The sequence below is a fragment of the Kitasatospora albolonga genome (assembly GCA_002082585.1).
GTDB lineage: Bacteria > Actinomycetota > Actinomycetes > Streptomycetales > Streptomycetaceae > Streptomyces > Streptomyces stephensoniae.
The window spans coordinates 4,309,236-4,331,088 of the sequence record CP020563.1 but is presented as its reverse complement, the minus strand read 5'-3'; the positions used below and the strand labels follow the sequence as shown (position 1 = coordinate 4,331,088).

General features: G+C 70.9%; 17 protein-coding genes. 11 read left to right on the top strand and 6 right to left on the bottom strand.

What is annotated here, in order from left to right; translation table 11 throughout:
* Nucleotides 1–112: 112 nt before the first annotated feature.
* The 4 genes from B7C62_18850 to B7C62_18835 form a co-directional block, all read right to left on the bottom strand.
* On the bottom strand, nt 113–1,321 hold the full coding sequence (locus B7C62_18850; GenBank protein ARF74072.1) for a bifunctional ornithine acetyltransferase/N-acetylglutamate synthase: 1,209 nt from the start codon (nt 1,319–1,321) through the stop codon (nt 113–115).
* A gap of 116 nt (nt 1,322–1,437) precedes the next feature.
* The gene (locus tag B7C62_18845; GenBank protein ARF74071.1) at nt 1,438–2,250 is read right to left on the bottom strand and encodes a positive regulator; all 813 of its coding nucleotides are present in this window, start codon (nt 2,248–2,250) and stop codon (nt 1,438–1,440) included.
* Between the two features lie 115 nt (nt 2,251–2,365).
* The gene (locus tag B7C62_18840) at nt 2,366–4,003 is read right to left on the bottom strand and encodes an ABC transporter substrate-binding protein (protein ID ARF74070.1); all 1,638 of its coding nucleotides are present in this window, start codon (nt 4,001–4,003) and stop codon (nt 2,366–2,368) included.
* 13 nt (nt 4,004–4,016) lie between these two features.
* Nucleotides 4,017–5,654: a PbsX family transcriptional regulator gene (locus B7C62_18835; protein ARF77251.1), complete on the bottom strand. Its 1,638-nt coding sequence runs from the start codon at nt 5,652–5,654 to the stop codon at nt 4,017–4,019.
* Nucleotides 5,655–5,845: 191 nt separating this feature from the next.
* On the opposite strand from B7C62_18835, the gene B7C62_18830 reads away from it, so the two are divergent.
* Nucleotides 5,846–7,852 (top strand): hypothetical protein, encoded by a 2,007-nt coding sequence (locus B7C62_18830; protein ID ARF74069.1) that lies wholly within the window; start codon nt 5,846–5,848, stop codon nt 7,850–7,852.
* 116 nt (nt 7,853–7,968) lie between these two features.
* Here B7C62_18830 and B7C62_18825 read toward each other — a convergent pair whose 3' ends face one another.
* On the bottom strand, nt 7,969–9,798 hold the full coding sequence (locus B7C62_18825; protein ID ARF74068.1) for a bifunctional metallophosphatase/5'-nucleotidase: 1,830 nt from the start codon (nt 9,796–9,798) through the stop codon (nt 7,969–7,971).
* Between the two features lie 328 nt (nt 9,799–10,126).
* Between B7C62_18825 and B7C62_18820 the strand changes: the two genes are divergently transcribed.
* The 9 genes from B7C62_18820 (at nt 10,127) to B7C62_18780 (ending at nt 19,399) form a co-directional block, all read left to right on the top strand.
* Nucleotides 10,127–10,813: a hypothetical protein gene (locus tag B7C62_18820; GenBank protein ID ARF74067.1), complete on the top strand. Its 687-nt coding sequence runs from the start codon at nt 10,127–10,129 to the stop codon at nt 10,811–10,813.
* Nucleotides 10,814–10,897: 84 nt separating this feature from the next.
* The gene (locus tag B7C62_18815) at nt 10,898–11,821 is read left to right on the top strand and encodes a mycothiol synthase (protein ARF74066.1); all 924 of its coding nucleotides are present in this window, start codon (nt 10,898–10,900) and stop codon (nt 11,819–11,821) included.
* Nucleotides 11,822–12,310: 489 nt separating this feature from the next.
* Nucleotides 12,311–12,634, top strand: coding sequence for a MerR family transcriptional regulator (locus B7C62_18810; GenBank protein ARF74065.1), 324 nt, complete (start codon nt 12,311–12,313; stop codon nt 12,632–12,634).
* 117 nt (nt 12,635–12,751) lie between these two features.
* A complete protein-coding gene (locus B7C62_18805; GenBank protein ARF74064.1) occupies nt 12,752–13,216 on the top strand; it encodes a GntR family transcriptional regulator in 465 nt (154 codons plus the stop codon).
* Nucleotides 13,213–14,127 carry an ABC transporter ATP-binding protein gene (locus tag B7C62_18800; protein ID ARF74063.1) on the top strand — a complete coding sequence of 305 codons (915 nt, stop codon included), beginning with the start codon at nt 13,213–13,215 and terminating at the stop codon, nt 14,125–14,127. The genes B7C62_18805 and B7C62_18800 overlap by 4 nt, the downstream gene beginning before the upstream one ends.
* Nucleotides 14,128–14,135: 8 nt before the next feature.
* Nucleotides 14,136–15,098: a hypothetical protein gene (locus B7C62_18795; GenBank protein ARF74062.1), complete on the top strand. Its 963-nt coding sequence runs from the start codon at nt 14,136–14,138 to the stop codon at nt 15,096–15,098.
* Between the two features lie 383 nt (nt 15,099–15,481).
* Nucleotides 15,482–17,773 (top strand): RNA degradosome polyphosphate kinase, encoded by a 2,292-nt coding sequence (locus B7C62_18790; GenBank protein ID ARF74061.1) that lies wholly within the window; start codon nt 15,482–15,484, stop codon nt 17,771–17,773.
* 121 nt (nt 17,774–17,894) lie between these two features.
* Nucleotides 17,895–18,875, top strand: coding sequence for a metal-binding protein (locus B7C62_18785; protein ARF77250.1), 981 nt, complete (start codon nt 17,895–17,897; stop codon nt 18,873–18,875).
* Nucleotides 18,872–19,399: a hypothetical protein gene (locus B7C62_18780; GenBank protein ARF74060.1), complete on the top strand. Its 528-nt coding sequence runs from the start codon at nt 18,872–18,874 to the stop codon at nt 19,397–19,399. The genes B7C62_18785 and B7C62_18780 overlap by 4 nt, the downstream gene beginning before the upstream one ends.
* Before the next feature lie 174 nt (nt 19,400–19,573).
* Here B7C62_18780 and B7C62_18775 read toward each other — a convergent pair whose 3' ends face one another.
* The gene (locus B7C62_18775; protein ARF74059.1) at nt 19,574–19,873 is read right to left on the bottom strand and encodes a hypothetical protein; all 300 of its coding nucleotides are present in this window, start codon (nt 19,871–19,873) and stop codon (nt 19,574–19,576) included.
* A 672-nt stretch (nt 19,874–20,545) separates the two neighbouring features.
* Between B7C62_18775 and B7C62_18770 the strand changes: the two genes are divergently transcribed.
* A complete protein-coding gene (locus tag B7C62_18770; GenBank protein ARF74058.1) occupies nt 20,546–21,685 on the top strand; it encodes a phosphate ABC transporter substrate-binding protein PstS in 1,140 nt (379 codons plus the stop codon).
* Nucleotides 21,686–21,853: the final 168 nt, after the last annotated feature.

The window sequence follows — 21,853 nt, the reverse complement described above, 5'->3', positions numbered from 1 at the left end:
GGCCGGGAGCCCGGAAACGGCCCGGGACCCGGAACAGCCTGGGGCCCCGAAACGCGCCCGGCCTCCGGCGGAACCCGTCCGCCGGAGGCCGGACCCGTCCGTGCGGGCCCCGTCAGGTCGTGTACTCGGAGTTCAGCTTCACGTACCCCTCGGTCAGGTCGCAGCCGTACACCGTGAAGGAGCCGTCCGCGATCCCGAGGTCGATGCCGATGACCACCTCGTCGTTGGCCCGCAGGTAGTCGGCGACCACCGGGCGCCGCTCGGCCTCGTCCGCCTTCGGGGGGTAGACCTCGACCTCGCCGAACCGCACCGCCACCCGCTCCGGCTCGATGTCGGTGTCCGACTGGCACTTGCCGATCGCCATCACGACCCGCCCCCAGTTGGGGTCGGCGCCGTGCACGGCCGTCTTCACCAGCGGCGAGTTGACGACGGTCTTGCCGACCCGCTTGGCCTGCGCGCTGTCGCGGGCGCCGGTCACCTCCACCTGGATCAGCTTCGACGCGCCCTCGCCGTCGGAGGCGATCATCTTCACCAGCCGCAGGGCCGCCTCGTACAGCGCCCCGGTGAACTCCTCCGTGTCGACCGGGCCCGCCAGGCCGTTGGCGAAGAGCACGGCCGTGTCGGAGGTCGAGGTGTCGGTGTCGATCGACACCGCGTTGAAGGTGACGTCCATGACCCGCTTGAAGACGTCCCGCAGGACGTCCTGCTCGACCTCGGCGTCGGTGACGAAGAAGACGAGGAGCGTCGCCATGTCCGGCTCCAGCATCCCCACCCCCTTCGCGATGCCGGTGAGGGTGGCGTCGCCGACCTTGACCGAGACGTGCTTCGGCAGGGTGTCGGTCGTCATGATCGCCCGGGCGGCGGCCGCCATGTCGGCCGGTCCGTCCGGTCCCGAGGGCGGCGGCCAGGAGAGGCCGGTGAGGTGCGCGGTGATGGAGTCCATCGGGTACTGCCGCCCGATCACGCCCGTGGAGGCGATGAGCAGGTCCCCCGGCTCGGCGCCGCAGGCGCGCGCCGCCAGCTCCTGGACCGCGGCGGCGTTGGCCGCTCCCTGGGGTCCCGTCGCCACGTTCGCGTTCCGGGCGACGACCACCACGCCGCGGGCCCGGCCGTCGGCCGCCGCGTCCCGGGAGAGGTGCACGGAGGGGCCCGCGAACCGGGACCGGGTGAAGACGGCCGCCACGCGGGCGGGCACGTCGGAGGTGATCAGGCAGAGGTCGTCCCGGCCGTCGTCCAGGACGCCCACATGGGCGGTGTGGACGGTGAAGCCTTCGGGGACCGCGGAGTGCGGAGCTGCGGGGTTCGGGACTGCGGGCGACATGGAAGAACCTTCCGTAGTGCGAATAGGTATGCAGCTAGGTCCAGAGTAAGGGCGGGGCCGGTCCGGGGGAAGTGGGAAGCTTCCCCCGGACCGGCCCCGCCCCGCGGGGGACGTCGTCAGCGGCCCGCGCTCCGGCCGCCGAACGCGCCCTCCTTCTCCCGCGACCCGGCGACGACCAGGTTCTGGTGGAGCACGGCGTGCATGGCCTCGCGCAGCTGCCTGCCGGGCCGGATGCCGATCTGCTCGATCAGCACCTCCTTCGCCCGGTGGTACACGTCGAGCGCGTCGGCCTGCCGCCCCACTCCGTAGTACGCGTGCATCAGCGACACCCGCAGGTCCTCCCGGAGCGGCTCGCGCTCGATGAGGTCCTCCAGCTGGGAGATGGCCTCGTCGTACCGCCCGAGAAGGACGCCCAGCTGGGCCTGGATCTCCTGGGCGGCCGCCCGCTCGCCGTCCAGGACCGCCGCCCGGTTGCGCAGGACCGGCGCGACGACGTCCGAGAGCGCCGGCCCCTTCCACAGCTCCAGGGCGGTGTCCAGGTGGAGCGCGGCCTCGTCGTAGGTCCCGCGCTTCATCAGCTCCCGCACCTCGCGGATCATGGTGCGGAAGACGAAGAGGTCGATCCGGTGCGGAAGGACGTCGAGCTGGTAGCCGTTGTGGTGGGAGGCGAGGATGTCGCGGTCCACCCCTGCTTCCTTCAGCGCCGAACGGATCATCCAGACGCTGTTCTGTATCTGCCCGGTCACCGTCTTCGGGGAATCGGGTCCCCACGAATCCTCGATGATCGCGCTCTTGGAGACCACCTGGCCGGGCTGCAGGGCCAGCGTGGCGAGAAGTCTCACCTGGCGCTGCCCCTGGATGAGCACCCTTCTTCCGTCACTCCGCAGGGTGACAGGCCCCAGCAGTCCGACAGTCACACCTGTTGCCATACCTACTCCCCCTCAGGAAGGCATCCCTACGCACGTCGGGAACGAAGCGATCGATCGAATGCGCGGATGCGGTCCACTCAGTGATGATCAAAGTGCTCGTCTCGCTGGAACGGGTTCAGTCTTCCGAAGAGGCGTCCTCGACGCCCATCACCGCATAGTCATACATCCCATAAGCCTGGGACATGCGGACGTTCGTCACCCGGGAACCCCGGTAGATGACGGACTTGACGTACATGTACGGGCACATGACCGCCTCGTCCATGGCGGCCCGGTCGACCGAGGCCCAGATACCGGCCCGCACATCCGCGTCCGTCACCCGGGAGCCGCTGTCGAGCAGGGTGTCTACCCGCGTCGACCTCAGTTCGCCGAGGTTCTGGTTACCCGCGGACTTGATGGCCCGCGAGTCGCAGATCTGCTGGAGGTAGCCGAAGCCGTCGGGGAAGTCCGCCGCCCACCCGAACATCACGATGCCGATGCCGTGTTCGCGGAGATACGCCGGGACGCCCGCGACCTTGTTGAAGTACTCCCCCGAACTGAAGGGCAGCACCTCCGCCCGGATGCCGACCCTGGCCAGGGCGGCGGAGAGGGCGAGCGCCGCGTTGTACTCCTTGCGGCGGTCCCGGCGGGCGGCGATCTTCGTCTCGAAGCCGTCCGGGAGACCGGCGAGGCGCAGCTCCCGCCGGGCCGCCTCCACGTCCCCGGTGGCGTCCGGGCCGACGGGGTAGCGGTCGTACGGGGCGTAGCCGTGGATGCCGGGCGGGAGGAGGGTGGTCGCGATGTCCCCGGCCGGCTCGCCGCCGTACGCCTCCCGCATCGCCAGCTTGTCCGTGGCGTACTGCACCGCGCGGCGGGCGTGCACGTCCGCGAGCGGTCCGATCCGGGAATTGATGCAGTACAGCCAGACGAACCCGGTGTGCGGGTTGTCGACCCGCTCCCGGAGCCCGGCGTCGGCGAGCAGCTGGTCCTGGGTCTCGGGCTGCACCCCGACGCCGGCCAGGTCGATATCGGCCTCCCCGCTCCGGAGCAGCCGGTCGACCTCCTCGCCGGAGACGCCGAGCGCGACCGTGATCTCGTCCGGCAGCGCGGTGCGGATCGGGTCGGTCGCCGCGTCCCAGTGCGGATTGCGCTCCAGCCGCAGCAGCTTGCCCCGGACGTACTCGGCCGTGCGGTAGGGCCCGCAGGCGTCGGGGCCGGGGCGCTCCTCGGGGTAGGTGTCCCGGTCGGCTCGTACGGGGATGGTGGTCGGCAGGGCCGCGAGGTAGTCGAACCCCGCGAACGGCTCCTTCAGCCGGAACACGACCGTGTGGGGGTCGGGCGCCTCGACGCCGTCGGGGCCGGTGAGGTACTGGGCCAGGTACTGGGGGCCGCCGCGGACCACCTCCGGCTCCGGCCCGTACACCGAGCCGGGGAAGTTGGACCGCAGCACCGCGTAACGGACGTCTTCGGAGGTGACGGGCGTGCCGTCGTCGAAGAGCACCCCGCGGCGGAGCCGGTAGGTCCAGGTCCGGCCGTCGTCCGACGCCTCGCCCAGCGACTCGGCGAGATCGGGGACGAGTTCGGGGACGCCGGATCTCCCGTTGACATAGCCGACCAGCGAACGGCCGAGCAGGCGGATGAAGTTCCAGGTGTAGGCGTAGTAGGTGTCGGCCGGGTCGAGGGAGTCGAAGTCGTCGGTACGGGCGAGGCGCAGAGTGCCGCCCCGACGGGTGGAGGGGTTGAACGTTCCTTCTTTCACTACGGCGTTGAACGACACGGATTGTCCTGTCCTAGGAGTGGAGGCTTCTCAGGAACCGGGCAGCCACGGGTCCGGCGTCCTGGCCGCCCGACCCGCCGTCTTCAATGATCACGGCCCAGGCGACGTCCAGTTCGCCCTGGTAGCCGATCATCCAGGCATGTGTCTGCGGCGGGGTCGCCGCACCGTACTCGGCCGTGCCCGTCTTGGCGTGCGGGCTGCCGGGGATGTCCTTGAGCGCCCAGCCCGCGCCGTACGTCACGGTGGCGCGGGACATGTCGCGCAGCGCCTCGACGACATCGCCGGGCAGCTTCGGCGCGGTGGCCTTCTTCTTCACCTGGTCGGGGACCAGGACGGGCTGCTTGAACTCGCCCTCCTTGATCGTCGCCGCCACGGCGGCCATGCCCAGGGGGGAGGCGAGCACCTTGCCCTGGCCGATGGTGGAGGCGGCCAGCTCGTTGTCCGACTCGGGGACGGGCACCGAGCCGTCGTACGAGGCCGTGCCGATGTCCCAGTCCTCCCCCATGCCGTAGTAACGGGCGGCGTCCTTGAGGGCGGAGCCGGACACCTTGGCCCGCTCGCCGACGAAGAAGGTGTTGCAGGACTTGGCGAAGGAGTCACGGAAGGTCGAGCCCGCGGGCAGCACGAACTGCTTCTGGTTCTCGAACTGCTGGCCGTTGACGGACTGGAACTTCGGGCAGGCCGCCTCGTCCCCGGGCTTCACGCCCTTCAGCAGCAGGGCGGTCGCGGTCACGGCCTTGAAGGTGGAGCCCGGGGGATAGCGCCCCTCCAGGGCCCGGTTCATACCCCCGGGGCGGTTCGCGGCGGCGAGGATATGGCCGTTCCTCGGGTCGACGGCGACGAGGGAGATGTTCTTGTCCGTGCCCTGGAGGGCCTCGGCGGCGGCCGCCTGGACCTTCGGGTCGATCGTCGTGCGTACGTCCTCGCCGGGCTTGGCGCCCGCCTTGGTGACCGCCTTGACCTGCTGCCCGGACGTGCGGTCGACCACCACGACGGAGCGGGGGTGCGCGGCGCCGCCGGACAGCACCTTGTCGTAGCGGGCCTGGAGCCCGGAAATGCCCTTGCCGTCCTCGTTCACGTCCCCGACGAGCGAGGGGGCGGTCAGCTCGCGGCCGTGTGTGTCGAGGACGGTGCCGCGGGTCTCGTTGGTCTTCAGCGCGAGCGTCTGGCCCGGCTCCATCTCGGGGTAGATGACCGGCGTGGAGAACTCCACCTGCCATTCCCCCTTCTTCAGGACTTTCGCCGTCGACTCATACGTCAGCTTTCCGGCCGACGCGATATCCATCTCGACGGTGAACGGCACCTGAACTTTTCCGCCGTCGATCTTCTTCGCCTCGGACGAGGACGCCTTGATCAGCGCCTTTTTCGGCTTCAGGTTCGTCATGACCGATTTCACCAGGGATTCGGCGTTCTCTGGCGAATCCGTCAGACTGCCCGCCTCCGCGGCCTTGCTCCCGGCCCACGCATCCAAGAACTCCTGAACCCGTTCGGTGGCTTCCTGGACGTCTTTGTCGGGCTCTCCGGGCGCCGCCAGCGACGTGTATCCCCAGTACCCTAAGCCGCCCAGCACCGAGAGCACCACGAACGTGCCGACTATCGGCTTCATCCGGCTACTGCCCGGCCGGGTCCGGGAGTTGCTGTAGTGAGACATGGCCATGAGTTTAGGTCATCCTGTCGCTGATCGGCCTGCGTCCGCGACTTCCGCCGCCGCGCCCCCGGCACGGCGGTACGGCGCGCGCCCGGCCCGTTCACGCACCGTCGGTCGTCGCTTATCAAAAGGTGCCCCGCAGCGGAATACGGCGAGCCGGACTTCCGGGGCGGAGTGGCCCGCGCACCCTGCGGATGGCCGGGAAACACCCTAGGTGGCGGTTCTCTTCTGGATCTCTCGGCTTGCTCTCCGCAGACCATGACCGACTTTTCCGTACGACCCGCCCCCTTCACCGCGCCGCATCCTTATGCGTGAATACGGCCGCGGTGCGCAATTCATGCTGCAGGACCGACGAAATCACGCCACCGGTTCGTCCTGATCAGGCGCCCCATCCGATCCGGCTCCTTGTAGTGTTTCACGCCATGCGTAATGCGAGACGAATAGCCGTCCTCGGCGCCGCACTACTCGCCGTGTCCACCACTCCGTCCGTCGTCCACGCCGGAACCGCTCCTACCGGTTCGCGGCACGACTTCGCCCAGGCCATCAAGGAAACGGTCTTCATTCCGACCGGGACCGACTCCGACAGCGACGGGGTCGAGGACCGCGTCCGTGTCCAGATCATCCGCCCCGCCACCACCCAACGAGTTCCAGCCATCATCGAGGCATCTCCCTATCACGGAGGTTTCGGCGAGGCACAGCATCATCCGGCCGATGTGACCGGAACCCGGCCTGAACTCGCCCCCTGGACCCCGGGCCAGGCCGCCGAGGACATCGACCAGTACCCGCCCTACTGGGACAACCACTTCGTGTCCCGCGGCTACGCCTCCCTGGCCGTGTCCACCCTCGGCACCGGGGGCTCCACCGGATGCCCCGGCACCGTCTCCCCCGAGGAGATCAAGGCCATGACCAAGGTCGTGGAGTGGGTCCGCGACCAGCCCTGGTCGACCGGCCGCTCCGCCATGGCGGGCACCAGCTACAAGGGCACGCTCGCCCTGGCCACCGCCACGACCGGCGTACGCGGCCTCACCACCGTCGTCCCCATGCTCCCCGTCTCCCGCTGGTACGACTACTACCGCGCCAACGGCGGGAACGTCGGCCCCAAGGGATACCCGGGCAACGACGCCGACATGCACATCAAGAGGGTCCTCACCCGCTCCGACCCGGGGATCTGCTCCGGAGCGATCGACCGGATGATCGCCCGCCAGGACCACGTCACCGGCGACCACAACGCCTTCTGGGCGGAACGGGACTTCGCCGACCGCGCGCACCGCATCCGCGCCTCCGTCTTCGTGATCGCCGGCCAGAACGACTGGAACGTACGCCCCAAGCAGTCCCTCGACCTCTTCCGCGCCCTGCGCGCCAACGGCGTCAAGTCCCGCCTGTGGCTGACCCAGGGCCAGCACGACGACCCCCTCGACGTCCGCCGCCAGGAGTGGCTGGACTCCGTCGGGGCCTGGTTCGACCAGGAGCTGAAGGGCATCAGGAACGGCGCCGACAGGGAACCGTCCGTACAGATCCAGCGCCCCGACCTCACCTGGTCCACCGCGAACACCTGGCCCGCCCCCGGGGCCGTCCCGCGCACCACGCGCCTCGCCCAGCTCTCCGGCGCCCGCGAGACCGGCTGGACCGACGACCCGTCCCGGACCGCCGAGACCCTGGTCTCCTCCCCGGAGTCGTACGCCCCCGGCCGCTCCGCCCGCCTCTTCCCGCCGGTCACCGGCCCCACCCGGATCTCGGGCACCCCGTCCGTCACCGTGCGCGCCAAGGTCTCCGGCCCCTCCCCGTACCTCTCCGCCTTCCTGGTCGACTACGGACCGGCCACCTATCCGGCCAGCTATCCGACGAGCATGCGGACCACGGCCGAATCCTGGTGCTTCGGCGACAGCGCGCCGGGCAACACCGGCTGCCGCCCGCTGAAGGAGTTCACGACCGAACAGAAGGACTTCAAGATCATCACGCGTGGCTGGATGGACACCCGCAACCGGCTGACCCCCCGTCACCAGACCCCCGTCGACCCGAAGCGCACCTACACCTTCCGCTTCGACCTCGAACCCCTCGACCACATCGTCCCCGCGGGCCACCGCATCGGCATCGTGCTCGCCACCACCGACCGGGACCACACCCTCCGCTTCCCGGCCGGAACGAAGGTCACCCTGGACCCCGCCGCCTCGTCCGTCACCCTTCCGACCACCACGCGCTGACGGCAGGACCAAAAAAACGAGGGCCCGGACTCGGCACCACCGAGTCCGGGCCCTCGCCCTCGTGTCCGCCCCTCAGCGGGCGGACGGACCGATCACCCTCCGGGACGGGACGGACATCACTGGATGACCGTGATCCGGTCCGTCGCGGGCGGGGCCAGCGGGGAGGCGGCCGAGGAGTGGGCCGCCAGGTAGGCGTTGAACAGGTCCAGGTCGGAGGCGCCGACCAGCTTGTTCGTGCCCTGGGCGAAGGCCGGGAAACCGTCGCCGCCGCCCGCGAGGAACTCGTTCATCGCGACGCGGTAGGTGCGCGCCGGGTCGATCGCCTCGCCGTTCAGCCTGATGGAGTCGGTGACCACGCGGGCCGCGCCGGTCTTCGTCAGGTCCAGGGTGTAGGTGAGGCCCTTGGAGACCTGGAGGATCTTCGGGGCGGCCTCGTTGGGCCCGCTGACCTGCTGCTGGAGCGCGGTGACCAGCTGGGCGCCGGTCAGGTCGACGACGTTCATCATGTTGGTGAACGGCTGCACGGTGAACGCCTCGCCGTACGTGACGACCCCGTCGCCCTCACTGCCGGACGCCTTGTACACCAGGTCCGCGCGGATGCCGCCCGGGTTCATGAACGCGACCTGCGCGCCGCCCTTGTCGGCCGGGGCGAGCCCTTCGAGCTGGGCGTCGGCGATGACGTTGCCGAGCGGCTTCTCGGGGGCCGTGGAGCCGCGGCCGTTGATGTCGGCGCTGATCCAGCCCTGGGGCGCGTTGGCGATCGGGGCCGCGAGGCGGTTCCAGCGCTCGATGAGGCGGGTCATGTCGCCGGCCTTGGGCTGGTCCCGGGTCACGACGTGGTTCGCGGACTTCACCGACGTACGGACGATGTCCTTGGTGCGCAGGTCGTAGGTGAGCGTGGTGTCCGTGTAGAGCTTGCCGAACGACGCGGCCGAGGTGACCATGCGCGGCTTGCCCGCCGGGTCCGGGACCGTGCACACGTACGCCTGGTGGGTGTGACCCGTGACCAGGGCGTCCACCTTCGGCGTGATGCCCTTGGCGATGTCGACGATCGGGCCGGAGATGCCGTCGCCCGCGCCGGGGCTGTCGCAGTCGTAGTTGTACGACGTCGAGGCCGGGGCCCCGCCCTCGTGGATCAGGGCGACGATGGACTTGACGCCCTTGCGGTCCAGCTCCTTGGCGTACTTGTTGATCGTCTTGATCTCGTCGTGGAACTTGAGGCCCTTGACGCCCTCGGCGGTGACGATGTCCGGCGTGCCCTCCAGGGTCACCCCGATGAAGCCGATCTTGACGCCGTTCTTCTTCCAGATCGTGTACGGCTTCAGCAGCGGCTTGCCGGTCTTCTCCTTGGTGACGTTGGCCGCCAGGTAGGGGAAGTCCGCGCCCTTGAACTTCTTGCCCTTCTCGTAACAGCCCTCGACCGGGTGACAGCCGCCGTTCTGGAGGCGGGCCAGCTCCTTCGCGCCCTCGTCGAACTCGTGGTTGCCGACCGCCGAGACGTCGAGCTTCAGCTTGTTGAGCGCCTCGATCGTCGGCTCGTCGTGGAAGAGGCCCGACAGCAGCGGACTCGCGCCGACCATGTCACCGGCGGCCGCCGTGACGGAGTACGGGTTGCCCTTCCGCGCGGTGCGCAGCGAGGTCGCCAGGTACTCGACGCCACCCGCAGGGATGGCCTCCACCGTGCCGTCCGGGTGCGTCTTGGTGACGTTCCCCGCCGAACCGGCCGGGGGCTCCAGGTTGCCGTGCAGGTCGTTGAAGGACAGCAACTGCACATCGACGGTACGGGGCTTGTGGCCGTGCCCGTGGCCATGACCGTGTCCGTGCCCCTGGCCCCGGTCATGGGCCCCGGCCGGCAGCGCGGCGACGAGCGCGCCCACGGTGGCCAGACCGGCCGCGGCGGCGAGCACCCGCCGGGAGGCACGTTTCTTCTGCGGAGTCGCTGACATCGGTCCCCTTGTGTGTCAGTCAGTGGTGTCACTTCCGGAATCCTGCGTGCCGCAGCCTAGGGTCAACGCGCGTAGCGCAACAGGTGTCCGGGGTTACGACCTGGTTGCCATCCGGCCAAATGGGCCCACCGGCACGGTTCGAGGCGCCCTGCCGGACGCACCCCGCGTGTGCGTCCGCCCGCGCGTGCGGCACCACCGGACCCGGCACCGGCCGCGTCCTCTCACCGCGTGAACTCCGTCCACCGCGCCCAGCCATGCTGTGGACACCGACGTGGGGTACAGGGGAGGGAGAGAGCGCCGCGCGGAAGGCACACCCTTCCCCTGGCCGATGGCCACCTGGCGCACAACCGAACCGAAGGGGGCGGACTTCATGGGGCAGCCGCAGAGCAGACGTCGTGACCGGCACCGCGAACAGGCCCGCGAGCAGGCCCGTGAGCGCCGGTTGCGTCACGAGGCACTCGCCGGGACGATCACCCCGGCCTCCGCGCCCCTGGTGTGGAGGCCGGGGTGGGGCTGCCGGGTGCTCGCGGCCGTGTGGTTCGGCGTGCTGGTGCTGTTCACCCCCTTCTTCTACGGCCAGGACGGCCAGGACCTCGCGGCGTTCCGGCCGGTGGACTGGTTCTTCCGGGTGTGGGCGGTGGCCGTGGCCCTGTGGATACTCGGGCGGCTGGGGATGTGGAGGATCACCGCGGACCGTGACGGGGTGTCGGTTCCCGGCTTCTTCACGGTCGCGCGCATCCCCTGGGCCGACGTGGGCGAAGCCGTACCCCGCCGGTACGGCTTCGTCTCCGTGGGGCACCGGACAGCCGGGGCGTTCACGCCGCCGGTACTGGCCCGCCTGCTGCGGCGGCCGGTGGCCGTGGAGGAGGTGGCCGACCACCTCACGGTCCTGGCCCGCCACCCCGGGCTCCGCCCCACCGGGAAGGCGGGCCCCCGTACCCGCGGTCTCCCGTACATCGCCTGGACGCCCCTGCCCTTCCTGGTGATCGCGGCCCTGCATCTCCTCGCGCTATGAGGCCGTACGAGGGGGAAGGGCTTCCGTGCGCCGGGCGCCCCGGCATACCCCCGCCCGCGCCCCCCGTCCCCGTACGCTCGTCCCATGACGACTGACGCACCCCTCCCCTCCCCCGGACGCGAGATTCAGGCCCTCGACGCGCTCGACCCCGCCCAGGCCGACGCCGTCCTCGAACTCCTCGGCGAGGCGGCCCGGTTCGACGGCAGGCAGGCGGTCTCGGAGCAGGGGAGGCTCCGTATCCGGGGCGGACACCGCGTCGGTGTACGCCACTTCCTGCTCACCAGTGGCGGGACCCTCGCCGGTTACGCGCAGTTGGAGGACACCGACCCGGTCGAGGCCCCGGCGGCCGAGCTCGTCGTCCACCCCGAGCGGCGCGGCACCGGCCACGGGCGGGCCCTGGGCGCCGCGCTCCTCGCCGCGACCGGCAAGCGGCTGCGGGTCTGGGCGCACGGCGGCAGCTCGGCGGCCCGGCATCTGGCCCAGGTGCTCGGGCTCTCCCTCTTCCGCGAGCTGCGCCAGCTCCGTCGGAGCCTGGTCCCCCTCGACCTCGCCGAGCCCGTACTGCCCGAAGGCGTCACCGTACGGACCTTCGAGCCGGGCCGGGACGACGCCGCCTGGCTCGCCGTGAACCGCGCCGCCTTCGCCCACCACCCCGAGCAGGGCTCCCTGACCCAGCAGGACCTGGACGACCGCAAGGCGGAGCCCTGGTTCGACCCGAAGGGGTTCTTCCTGGCCGAGCGGGACGGGGAGATCGTGGGCTTCCACTGGACGAAGGTGCACGCGGAGGAGCAGCTGGGCGAGGTGTACGTCGTCGGCGTGCTGCCCGAGGCCCAGGGCGGCGGCCTCGGCAAGGCGCTGACCTCGATCGGCCTGCACCGCCTGGCCGCCGAGGGGCTGCCCACCGCGATGCTCTACGTCGACGCGGACAACACGGCGGCCGTCACAGTGTACGAGCGGATGGGGTTCGCCACCCACGAGGTGGACCTGATGTACCGCACCGAGTCCTGAACCCCGCACCTCCGGCAGGAAGAAAATCTGTCATGGCGGGAGTAGACATCCCCTCGGTGACGGGTCTAGTGTTTTTCCCGTAGCCGGACAGTGAGGACGGCACGGCAGTGGAGTGGTGGAGCCGGAAACGGTGGGTTCCTCCGCTGATTGCCGGGCCGGGCGGCCTTCAGGGGCCGCGGAGCGGTACTCCGACCTGTCCGCGTCAGTGAACCGAACCGAACGAGGTAAGGAGCAGACGCCATCAGGATCGCCCGGGCGAGGCACACACCGCTCGGGTACCGCAGGCCCCAGATCGGAAGGTGGTCCCCGGTCACGCATCCGCGATCCCCGCTCACCCGCCCTCACCGGCGGACCGGCGGAAAAAGAGGGCCGACGTAACTCACGTCGGCAGATGGTGTTGAAGCTCGGGGCCCGAGTGCCGGATGGCACTCGGGCCCCCCGACGTGTCCCCGTGCCGAAACCCGGCGCGGCCCCGAAAGAAGAGGTGCTATGCCCCCTAGCAGTACCCGCGCCACCGACAACCTGGACGACGACGACTACCCCGCCTTCACCATGGGCCGGGCCGCCGAGATGCTCTCCACCACCCCCGCCTTCCTCCGCGCACTCGGCGAGAACCGCCTGATCACCCCCCTGCGCTCCGAAGGCGGCCACCGCCGCTACTCCCGCTACCAGCTGCGCATCGCCGCCCGCGCCCGCGAGCTCGTGGACCAGGGCACCAAGATCGAGGACGCCTGCCGCATCGTCATCCTCGAGGACCAGCTCGAAGAGGCCCGGCGCATCAACGAGGAACTGCGCTCCGCACGGACGCGGTAGACCTCCCACAGACACCCGGAAGGGGCGGCGTCAACCGGACACCAGCAGTGTCCGGTTTGACGCCGCCCCTTCTTTGGGACACCCTTTCACTACTCAATTAGTGAAAGGGTGGTGAGCATGGCAGAATCCGCAGCGGTCGAGTTCCGTATCGACCGGCGCAGTGGCGTCGCCACCTACCTCCAGATCGTCCAGCAGACGAAACAGGCCCTGCGCCTGGGCGTTCTGGAGCCCGGGGACCGGCTGCCCACCGCCCGCGAGGTCGTCGAGGCCACCGCCATCAACCCGAACACCGTCCTCAAGGCGTACCGGGAGCTGGAGCGCGAAGGGCTCGTCGAGGCGCGGCGCGGGCTCGGCACCTTCGTCCGCCGGACGCTCGGCGGCGCGGCCGGGGCATCCGCCGCCGACTCACCGCTGCGCACCGAACTCGCCGACTGGGCCCGCCGGGCCCGGGCGGCCGGGCTGGAGAAGGACGACGTCGGCGCGCTCTTCACCGCCGTACTGGACAGCACGTACCGCCCGGACGGGCCCGGCGGCAGCACGCAGAAGCCCGACAGCACGCACAAGGGGGACCAGGACCGATGACAGGTGCCGCGATCGAGGCGCACGGCCTCACCATGACCTACGGGCACGGGAGGCGTGCGCACACGGCCCTGGACGGCTGCTCCTTCGGCCTCCCCGCCGGGCGCGTCTGCGCTCTCGTCGGGCCCAACGGGGCCGGGAAGTCCACCCTGTTGAACCTGGCGGCGGGGCTCGCCCGGCCGGGCGCCGGAACCCTGGCCGTCCTCGGCTCCGCCGAACCCGCCGCCGTACGCGGGCGGATCGCGTACGTCGCCCAGGACAAGCCCCTGTACCCGCAGCTCACCGTGGCCGACACGCTGTGGGCCGGGGGCGAGCTCAACCCGGCGCGGTGGGACGCCGCCACCGCCCGGCGGATCGCCGCCCCGCTCCCGCCGAAGGCCCGCGTCCGTACGCTCTCCGGCGGGCAGCGGACCCGGCTCGCCCTGGCCCTCGCGCTGGGCAAGCGGCCCGAACTGATGCTGCTGGACGAGCCGATGGCCGACCTCGACCCGCTCGCCCGGCACGAGCTGATGGGCGTGCTGATGGCCGAGACCGCCGAGCACGGCACCACCATCGTGATGTCCTCGCACATCCTCACCGAGCTGGAGGGCGCCTGCGACTTCCTGCTCCTCGTCGACGGCGGGCGCGTCCGGCTCGGCGGCGAGGCCGAGGACATCGTCTCCGCCCACGCCCTGGTCACCGGCCGGGCCGACCGCGACCTGGCCCCGCACACGGTGGTCGAATCCCGTACGACGGGACGTCAGCTCACCGCTCTCATACGGAAGGAGGGCCCGGTGGACGAGTCGCTCTGGGCCGTCACGGACCCCTCCCTGGAGGAGCTCCTCCTCGCCCACCTCCGCTCCCCGGAGGCCCCGCCGCTGCTCACGCCGAGCGCGGGCCCCGACCGCACCCTCCAGGCGGTGGCGTCCGTATGAGCACTCCTGTGACCTCCTTGCGCGGGCCCGCCCGCGTCGTGCTGCGCCTGCACCGGAGAACCCTGTGGGCGGCCGGAGCGGCCGTCGCCGTGGGGATCGCCGGCCTGGTCGCGGTGGCCCTCCTGGCCAAGCGGGCCGCCGCGGACCTCGCGAGCGCCGGCTGCACCCTGTCCAGCGACACCAGCTCCTGCTTCGCTCCGGCACGCGACTTCGTCGAACGGATGATCCGTATCGACCAGTCGCTCATGTACGCGGGCTTCGCCCTTATCGTGCTCCCCGCCGTCGTCGCGGCCTTCGTCGCGGGCCCGCTGATCGCCAGGGAGTGGGAGACCGGCACCATCAAGCTGTCCTGGAGCCAGTCGGCCTCGCCCGCAGCCTGGCTGGCCGCGCGGCTCGTCACCTTCGCCGTGCCGGTGGTCGGCGGGATCATGGTGCTGTCCGCCGCCCTCTCCTGGTCCAGGACCCATCTCGACTACCCGTTCCCGGCCATCTGGGAGGAGGCGACGGCCTTCGGCGCGACGGGCACGGTCCCGGTCGCCAGTGCGCTGCTGGCCCTCGCGCTGGGCGCCCTCGCCGGACTGCTGCTGCGCCGCACGGTCCCGGCGCTGGTGGCGGCCCTGGCCGCATCCGGGCTGGTGGCACTCGTGCTCAGCACGGTGCGCTTCCACTTCTGGCCGATGGTGAAGGCCACCTACCCCCTGGAGGGCACCTCCCCCGCCCCGAAGTGGTCGTACGTCGTCGAGGAGGGTTATGTGACGGCCGGGGGCGACCCGCTTCCCGACGGCACCTGCTCCGCCTTCTCCCCGAACTTCCGGGAGTGCCTGGCCGGACACGACGTGCAGAGCTACGTGCACTACCACCCCGCCTCCCACTACTGGCCCCTGCAACTCGTCGAGACCGGCATCCTGCTCGCCCTCGCCGCGCTCGCCCTGTTCGCCGCCTTCCGGGTCCTGCGCAGCCTGCACGGCTGACCCGGGAGCCACGACTTCGCCGTCCGGGCCCTACGAGGGGTGGGCCCGGACGGCGAACGCCCGCCGACAGCGATCACGTACGGCACCGCGCGGAGGCCCGTACGCGGCGAACACGTATCCGGCAGTCGTCACGTACAGTCACCGAGCGACCGACCCGCAGGCACACCGCTTCCTGGACGTCATGTCGCCGTTACCGGCCATTCAGACACCCTTGCGACCCTCACGGGATGCAGCCAGCTCTGCCAGCCCCCCGCCGCAACGGGAGAGCCCGGGGTACCGCCCCGACCGGCTCCCCCGGCCGTGACCCCGGGTTTCCCGGGCCTTCCGCGATCTTTCCCGGCTCCGACGCGCCTGCTTCGCCCTCCACGCGGAACAATGGGTTCATGAGCCAGCAGCCCAGCTCCGAGGTCCCGGTCCAGCCCACCCAGCCGTCCACCGGCCCCGCTCGGACGGCCGGCCCGGCCCAGCCGTCCGTCGGCGCTCTCGCCGCGCACCGGCCGCACGCCGTCGCGCACTCCTCCTCCGGCAACGGCGGCTTCTCCACCGCCGCCGCCCTGGACCCCGATCTCGACGCCGACGCGGACGCGTACGAGCCCGACCGGGACGGCGACGAGCTGCCCCAGGGCCGCTTCCTCGACCGCGAGCGCTCCTGGCTCGCCTTCAACGAACGCGTCCTGGAGCTGGCCGAGGACCCGACGACGCCGATCCTGGAGCGGGCCAACTTCCTCGCGATCTTCGCCTCGAACCTGGACGAGTTCTTCATGGTCCGGGTGGCCGGGCTCAAGCGCCGCATCGCCACCGGAGTCGCCACCCGCTCCGCCTCCGGCCTCCAGCCCCGCGAGGTGCTCGACCTCATCTGGACCCGCTCGCGCGAGCTCATGGCCCGGCACGCCGCCTGCTTCCAGCAGGACATCGCCCCGGCCCTCTCCGACGAGTCGATCCAGCTCATCCGGTGGCCGGATCTGACCGAGAAGGAACAGGCCCGCCTCTTCACCTTCTTCCGGCAGCGCGTCTTCCCCGTGCTGACCCCGCTGGCCGTCGACCCCGCGCACCCCTTCCCGTACATCTCCGGGCTCTCCCTCAACCTGGCCGTCGTCGTCCGCAACCCGGTCAGCGGCCACCGCCACTTCGCCCGGGTCAAGGTCCCGCCGCTGCTGACCCGCTTCCTGGAGGCGTCCCCGCAGCGGTACGTCCCCATCGAGGACGTCATCGCGGCCCACCTGGAGGAGCTGTTCCCGGGGATGGAGGTGCTCGCGCACCACATGTTCCGGGTCACCAGGAACGAGGACCTGGAGGTCGAGGAGGACGACGCGGAGAACCTGCTCCAGGCGCTGGAGAAGGAGCTCATGCGGCGCCGGTTCGGTCCGCCCGTGCGGCTGGAGGTCGAGGAGTCCATCGACCCGTACGTCCTCGATCTGCTGGTCCGCGAGCTGAAGGTGTCCGACGCGGAGGTCTACCCGCTGCCCGGCCCCCTGGACCTGACCGGCCTCTTCGCCATCGCCTCGCTGGACCGCCCGGAGCTGAAGTACCCGAAGTTCGTCGCTGGCACCCACCGGGACCTGGCCGAGGTGGAGTCCGCCTCCGCGCCCGACATCTTCGCGGCCCTGCGCGAACGGGACGTGCTGCTCCACCACCCGTACGACTCGTTCTCCACCTCCGTCCAGGCGTTCCTGGAGCAGGCGGCGGGCGACCCGGACGTGCTGGCCATCAAGCAGACGCTGTACCGCACCTCCGGCGACTCCCCGATAGTGGACGCCCTCATCGACGCGGCCGAGTCCGGCAAGCAGGTCCTCGTCCTCGTCGAGATCAAGGCCCGCTTCGACGAGCAGGCCAACATCAAGTGGGCCCGCAAGCTGGAGGAGGCGGGCTGCCATGTCGTGTACGGGCTCGTCGGGCTGAAGACCCACTGCAAGCTCTCGCTCGTCGTCCGCCAGGAGGGCGACACCCTGCGCCGCTACTCCCACGTGGGCACCGGCAACTACCACCCCAAGACGGCCCGGCTGTACGAGGACCTCGGCCTGCTCACGGCGGACCCGCAGGTCGGGGCGGATCTCTCCGACCTGTTCAACCGGCTCTCCGGTTACTCCCGCCGCGAGACCTACCGCCGCCTCCTGGTCGCCCCGAAGTCCCTGCGCGACGGGCTGATCGCCCGGATCAACAAGGAGATCGCCCACCACAGGGCCGGGCGCCCCGCCTACGTACGCATCAAGGTCAACTCGATGGTCGACGAAGCGATCATCGACGCCTGCTACCGGGCGGCCCGGGCGGGCGTGCCCGTCGACATCTGGGTGCGCGGGATCTGCGCCATCCGCCCCGGGGTCGCCGGGCTCTCGGAGAACATCCGGGTCCGCTCCATACTCGGGCGCTTCCTCGAACACTCCCGGGTCTTCTCGTTCGGCAACGGCGGCGAACCCGAGGTCTGGTTCGGCAGCGCCGACATGATGCACCGCAACCTCGACCGCCGGATCGAAGCCCTCGTCCGGGTCACCGACCCCGCCCACCGCGCCGCACTCAGCCGACTCCTGGAGACCGGTATGGCCGACACCACCGCTTCCTGGCACCTGGGCCCCGACGGCAACTGGACCCGGCACGCCACGGACGCCGAGGGGCAGCCGCTGCGGCACGTCCAGGAAATGCTCATCGATGCCCGGAGGCGCAGGCGTGCGACGCCCTGACCACCAGACGACGACCGGCGCCACCACGGTGAACGGGGGCTCCCCGGGCCAGGAACTCCCGGAGCCCCCCGAGGGCGGGGACCCGTTCCCGTACGCCTCCGGGAGACGGCCCGCCGACGGCGTGAGCGCCGAAGCCGTCCTCGCGCCCTACCTGCGGGGGCAGGCCGCCGACTTCCTGCGGAGCCTGCGCCTGCACCGCGAGCACAGCGCCCCCTCCGACGCGGGCGGCCAGGGCGCGGAGGCCGCCGCCCGCGCGCTGCGCCGCTCGGCCCGGCGCATCAGCGGCTCCCTCCACACCTTCCGCACCGTGCTCGACCCGGTCTGGGCCGACCACCTCCGTACGGAACTGGCCTGGCTCTCCGGCACCCTGGCCCGCGAACACGCCTACGCGGGCCGGCTCACCCGCCTCGTCGACGCCCTGCACCAGCTCTCCGGGGCCGCCCTCCCGGCGGCGCGCGGAGCGAAGCCCGCCGCGAAGACCGCGAAGACCGCCACCGCCCCGGACGACCGGGACCGGGCCGTGCTCGGCGTCGGGGCGGCGCGGGCCGGGGCGCTGCTGGAGCGCCAGCTCACCCTGGCCCGGACCCGGGCCCACTCCGCCTCGCTCCAGGCCCTCGGCTCCTCCCGCTTCCACGCGGTCGCCGACGCCGTGGCGCTGCTCGCCTCCGAGGTCCCGCTGGCCCCCGGCACCACGGGCCGGGACACCGAGGCGCTCCTCGAACCCGCCGAACGTGCCGAGCAGCGGCTGATCGCCGCGGTGACGGCCCTCCCGCCGGACGCGTCGGCGGAGCCGTACAACGAGGCGCAGGACGCGGCGTGGCACCAGGCCCGTCTGCTGCTGCGGCTCCACCGGTACGCCCACGAGGTCGTCCTCGGCGCCCCCGACCCGGTCCTCACCGGCGCCGGGCACGCCCTGGACCTGCACCGGGACGCGGCGGAGGCGGCAGCGGCGGCAGCGGCGGCGGCCCGCACGCCCCGGATCGCCCCGGCCACGGCGTACGCGCTGGGGGTGCTCCACGCGGACCAGCGGCACGAGGTGGAGGCGGCGCGGGCGGTGTTCCGGGAGACCTGGCCGTACGAGCCCGCCGTGACGGCCCCATGAGCGGCCGCGCGCACCACCGCACGGAGGACGACACCGTCCTGGCGGCGGGGTGCGTCCTGTGGCGCCGTGCGGCGGAGGGCGGCGGGGTGGAGCTGGCCATCGTCTACCGGCCCAAATGGGATGACTGGTCCCATCCGAAGGGCAAATTGAAGCGGGGGGAGACCGCTCGCGAGGCTGCCGTCCGCGAAGTCCTGGAGGAGACGGGCATGACCTGTGATCCGGGCTCGGAGCTGCCGACCACCCGCTATGTCACCGAGGGCCGCCCCAAGGAGGTCCGGTACTGGGCCGCCGAGGCGACGGGCGGCTCGTTCAGCCCGAACCGCGAGGTGACCGCGGTCCGGTGGCTGCCGCCCGCCGACGCACGGGAGCAGCTCACCTGGGAGAGAGACAAGTGGCTGGTAACAGCTCTCCTGGGAACGGAACGTCTCCCCGGCACCGTCCGACCGGAAAACCGGCGACCGAGTTCCTCACCGAACAGCACGCCCGAGGCCGGGAAGCCGGAAAGGGAACAGCCGACGGAATAAGCATAAACAGCTCACCGACGCCCACAGGCGCCGGAAAAGAGAAACAGCCGTGCGCAGCATTCAGCGACGACTTCTGCCCCGCCGAATGCCGCGCACGATCAGATCTCACCCATCGAGATCTCACACAGCTCAGATCTCACACAGCCATCTCACCCGTCATCGCGAGAACCGGAATCAGCCGCAGTGGCCACTGCGCTGCACCGACCCGTATCGGCCGCCGGACGCGTAGGTGACACCCTTGACGTTGATGCACTTCCCGCGCGCGTAGGCCGAGACGGGCCCGGCGTACTGGGCGTAGTTGCCGTCGTCCGTGACCGCGCTGCCGCCGTCCGCCCAGATCGAGACCGAGATCCGCGCGGCCGTCCCCGCCCCGCCGGCGGCGGTCCGGACGTTGGACGCACAGTTCCTGCCGGTCGAAGCGTCGTAGTACAGGAAGATGTTGCTGATCACGGCACCCGTGTTGCGCTCCGTCACGGGATAGACGTTTATCTGGCTGCCGGCACACCCGTGCCCCGCGGCACTCGCGGCGGGAGCGGCGACCAACGCGCCACCGGAGATTGCCGCAAGACTCGTGAGCACGACCAGGGCTCGCTTCATCATTCCCCTACCTCTTTCCTCGAAAAGTTTTCCAAAAGGCGTCGAGCACGACAGAGCTTCACCCCCGATCGCGACCATGTCAAGAAAAATAAAAACGCCGCGGCGCATCCGACAATCCGCTTCGGCAATACCTCGCACGTCGATTATTCGCCCCCACTTTTCAGCCATCGGATAACCCCTCCATCCACCTCGCCTCCTTCCGCTTCGGCACCGGAAAGACTTCGTCCTTTCCCTCCCCCCAAGCCCCGCCCGCCCCTCCTGCGACGCTCCCGCGATTCCGGATGCCCCGCCCCGCACCACGCGGCCGAAGCGCCCGGACGGGGCGCCCACCGGGCCCCGGCGCACAGGGCGCACACGATGGCGGCGGGGCGGAACTCCACCGTTCGTCAAGGTTCACCTCCCGTTCACTCTCCCCCGTAGGCGGCTTCACCTGTTCTGCCTAATTTCGGACGCACAAGGTGCGCGGCGCCAAGCCACAGCACCCCTCCTCATCGCACGCCGTCGTAGAACGAAACAGACCACGGCGGCTCCTGGAAGGAACACCCGAAAGTGAAGCTTCAGCGCAAGAACCGGCTTCGTGCCACCGCGCTCGGTGCCCTCGCCGTCTCCGGCGCCCTGGTCCTCACGGCGTGCGGTTCGGACGACAACACCGGCGGCGGCGACACGCCCGGCAACAGCGGCAAGACCACCGCGGCGTCGAGCATCGACTGCGGCAAGGCCAAGGGCCAGCTCCGCGCCTCGGGCTCCAGTGCGCAGAAGAACGCCATGGACCTCTGGGTCAAGAACTACATGGCCGCCTGTTCCGGTGTGGAGATCAACTACAACTCCTCCTCCTCCGGCGAGGGCATCGTCGCCTTCAACCAGGGCACCGTGGGCTTCGCCGGTTCCGACTCCGCGCTGAAGCCGGAAGAGGTCGCCGAGTCGAAGAAGTCCTGCAAGACCGGCCAGGGCATCAACCTCCCGATGGTCGGCGGCCCGGTCGCGATCGGCTACCACCTGGAGGGTGTCGACAAGCTCACGCTGGACGCCCCGACCCTCGCCAAGATCTTCGACACGAAGATCAAGAAGTGGAACGACCCGGCGATCGCCAAGCTCAACGAGGGCGTCGACCTGCCGGACAAGGCCATCCAGGCGTTCCACCGCTCCGAGGACTCCGGCACCACGCAGAACCTCGGCAAGTACCTCGGCGCCGCCGCTCCGAAGGAGTGGAAGTACGAGGCCGAGAAGAAGTGGCCGGCCCCCGGCGGCCAGGCTGCGTCCAACTCGTCCGGCATCGCCGCCCAGGTGAAGCAGGTCGACGGCGCGATCGGCTACTTCGAGCTCTCCTACGCCAAGTCCCAGGGCATCTCCACGGTCGCCATCGACAACGGCGGCTCCGCCCCGGCCGAGGCCACCTCGGAGAACGCCTCCAAGGCCATCGCCGCCGCCAAGGTCGTCGGCACCGGCAAGGACCTGGCCCTGGAGCTGGACTACGCCACCAAGGCCGACGGCGCCTACCCGCTGGTCCTGGTCACCTACGAGGTCGTCTGCGACACCGGCAACAAGCCCGAGACGCTCGACACCGTCAAGTCCTTCCTCTCCTACGCCGCCTCCGACGACGGCCAGAAGATCCTGACCGAGGCGGGCTACGCCCCGATCCCGGCCGAGATCAACGCGAAGGTCCGCGAGACCATCAACGGCCTCTCGTAACAACGGCCCGGAGCGCGGAGGCCACACCACACGCTGCACACTCCGCGCTCCGCGCCACCCCGGCAGGCCGGCCCGGCGCACCCCTCCGGACCGGCCCGCCGACCCGGGCTCCGCCCCGTACCACCCCGTCCCAGCCCCAACCATCCGGTGCACCGCCGCCAGGGGAGC

What these genes read in the sequence shown, in the direction of transcription:
- B7C62_18845 (ARF74071.1), bottom strand. Translation starts at nt 2,250, where the DNA reads ATGGCAACAGGTGTGACTGTCGGACTGCTGGGGCCTGTCACCCTGCGG.
- B7C62_18820 (ARF74067.1), top strand. Translation starts at nt 10,127, where the DNA reads ATGGCCACCTGGCGCACAACCGAACCGAAGGGGGCGGACTTCATGGGG.
- B7C62_18835 (ARF77251.1), bottom strand. Translation starts at nt 5,654, where the DNA reads ATGTCTCACTACAGCAACTCCCGGACCCGGCCGGGCAGTAGCCGGATG.
- B7C62_18825 (ARF74068.1), bottom strand. Translation starts at nt 9,798, where the DNA reads ATGTCAGCGACTCCGCAGAAGAAACGTGCCTCCCGGCGGGTGCTCGCC.
- B7C62_18805 (ARF74064.1), top strand. Translation starts at nt 12,752, where the DNA reads ATGGCAGAATCCGCAGCGGTCGAGTTCCGTATCGACCGGCGCAGTGGC.
- B7C62_18790 (ARF74061.1), top strand. Translation starts at nt 15,482, where the DNA reads ATGAGCCAGCAGCCCAGCTCCGAGGTCCCGGTCCAGCCCACCCAGCCG.
- B7C62_18810 (ARF74065.1), top strand. Translation starts at nt 12,311, where the DNA reads ATGCCCCCTAGCAGTACCCGCGCCACCGACAACCTGGACGACGACGAC.
- B7C62_18780 (ARF74060.1), top strand. Translation starts at nt 18,872, where the DNA reads ATGAGCGGCCGCGCGCACCACCGCACGGAGGACGACACCGTCCTGGCG.
- B7C62_18800 (ARF74063.1), top strand. Translation starts at nt 13,213, where the DNA reads ATGACAGGTGCCGCGATCGAGGCGCACGGCCTCACCATGACCTACGGG.
- B7C62_18815 (ARF74066.1), top strand. Translation starts at nt 10,898, where the DNA reads ATGACGACTGACGCACCCCTCCCCTCCCCCGGACGCGAGATTCAGGCC.
- B7C62_18830 (ARF74069.1), top strand. Translation starts at nt 5,846, where the DNA reads ATGGCCGGGAAACACCCTAGGTGGCGGTTCTCTTCTGGATCTCTCGGC.
- B7C62_18850 (ARF74072.1), bottom strand. Translation starts at nt 1,321, where the DNA reads ATGTCGCCCGCAGTCCCGAACCCCGCAGCTCCGCACTCCGCGGTCCCC.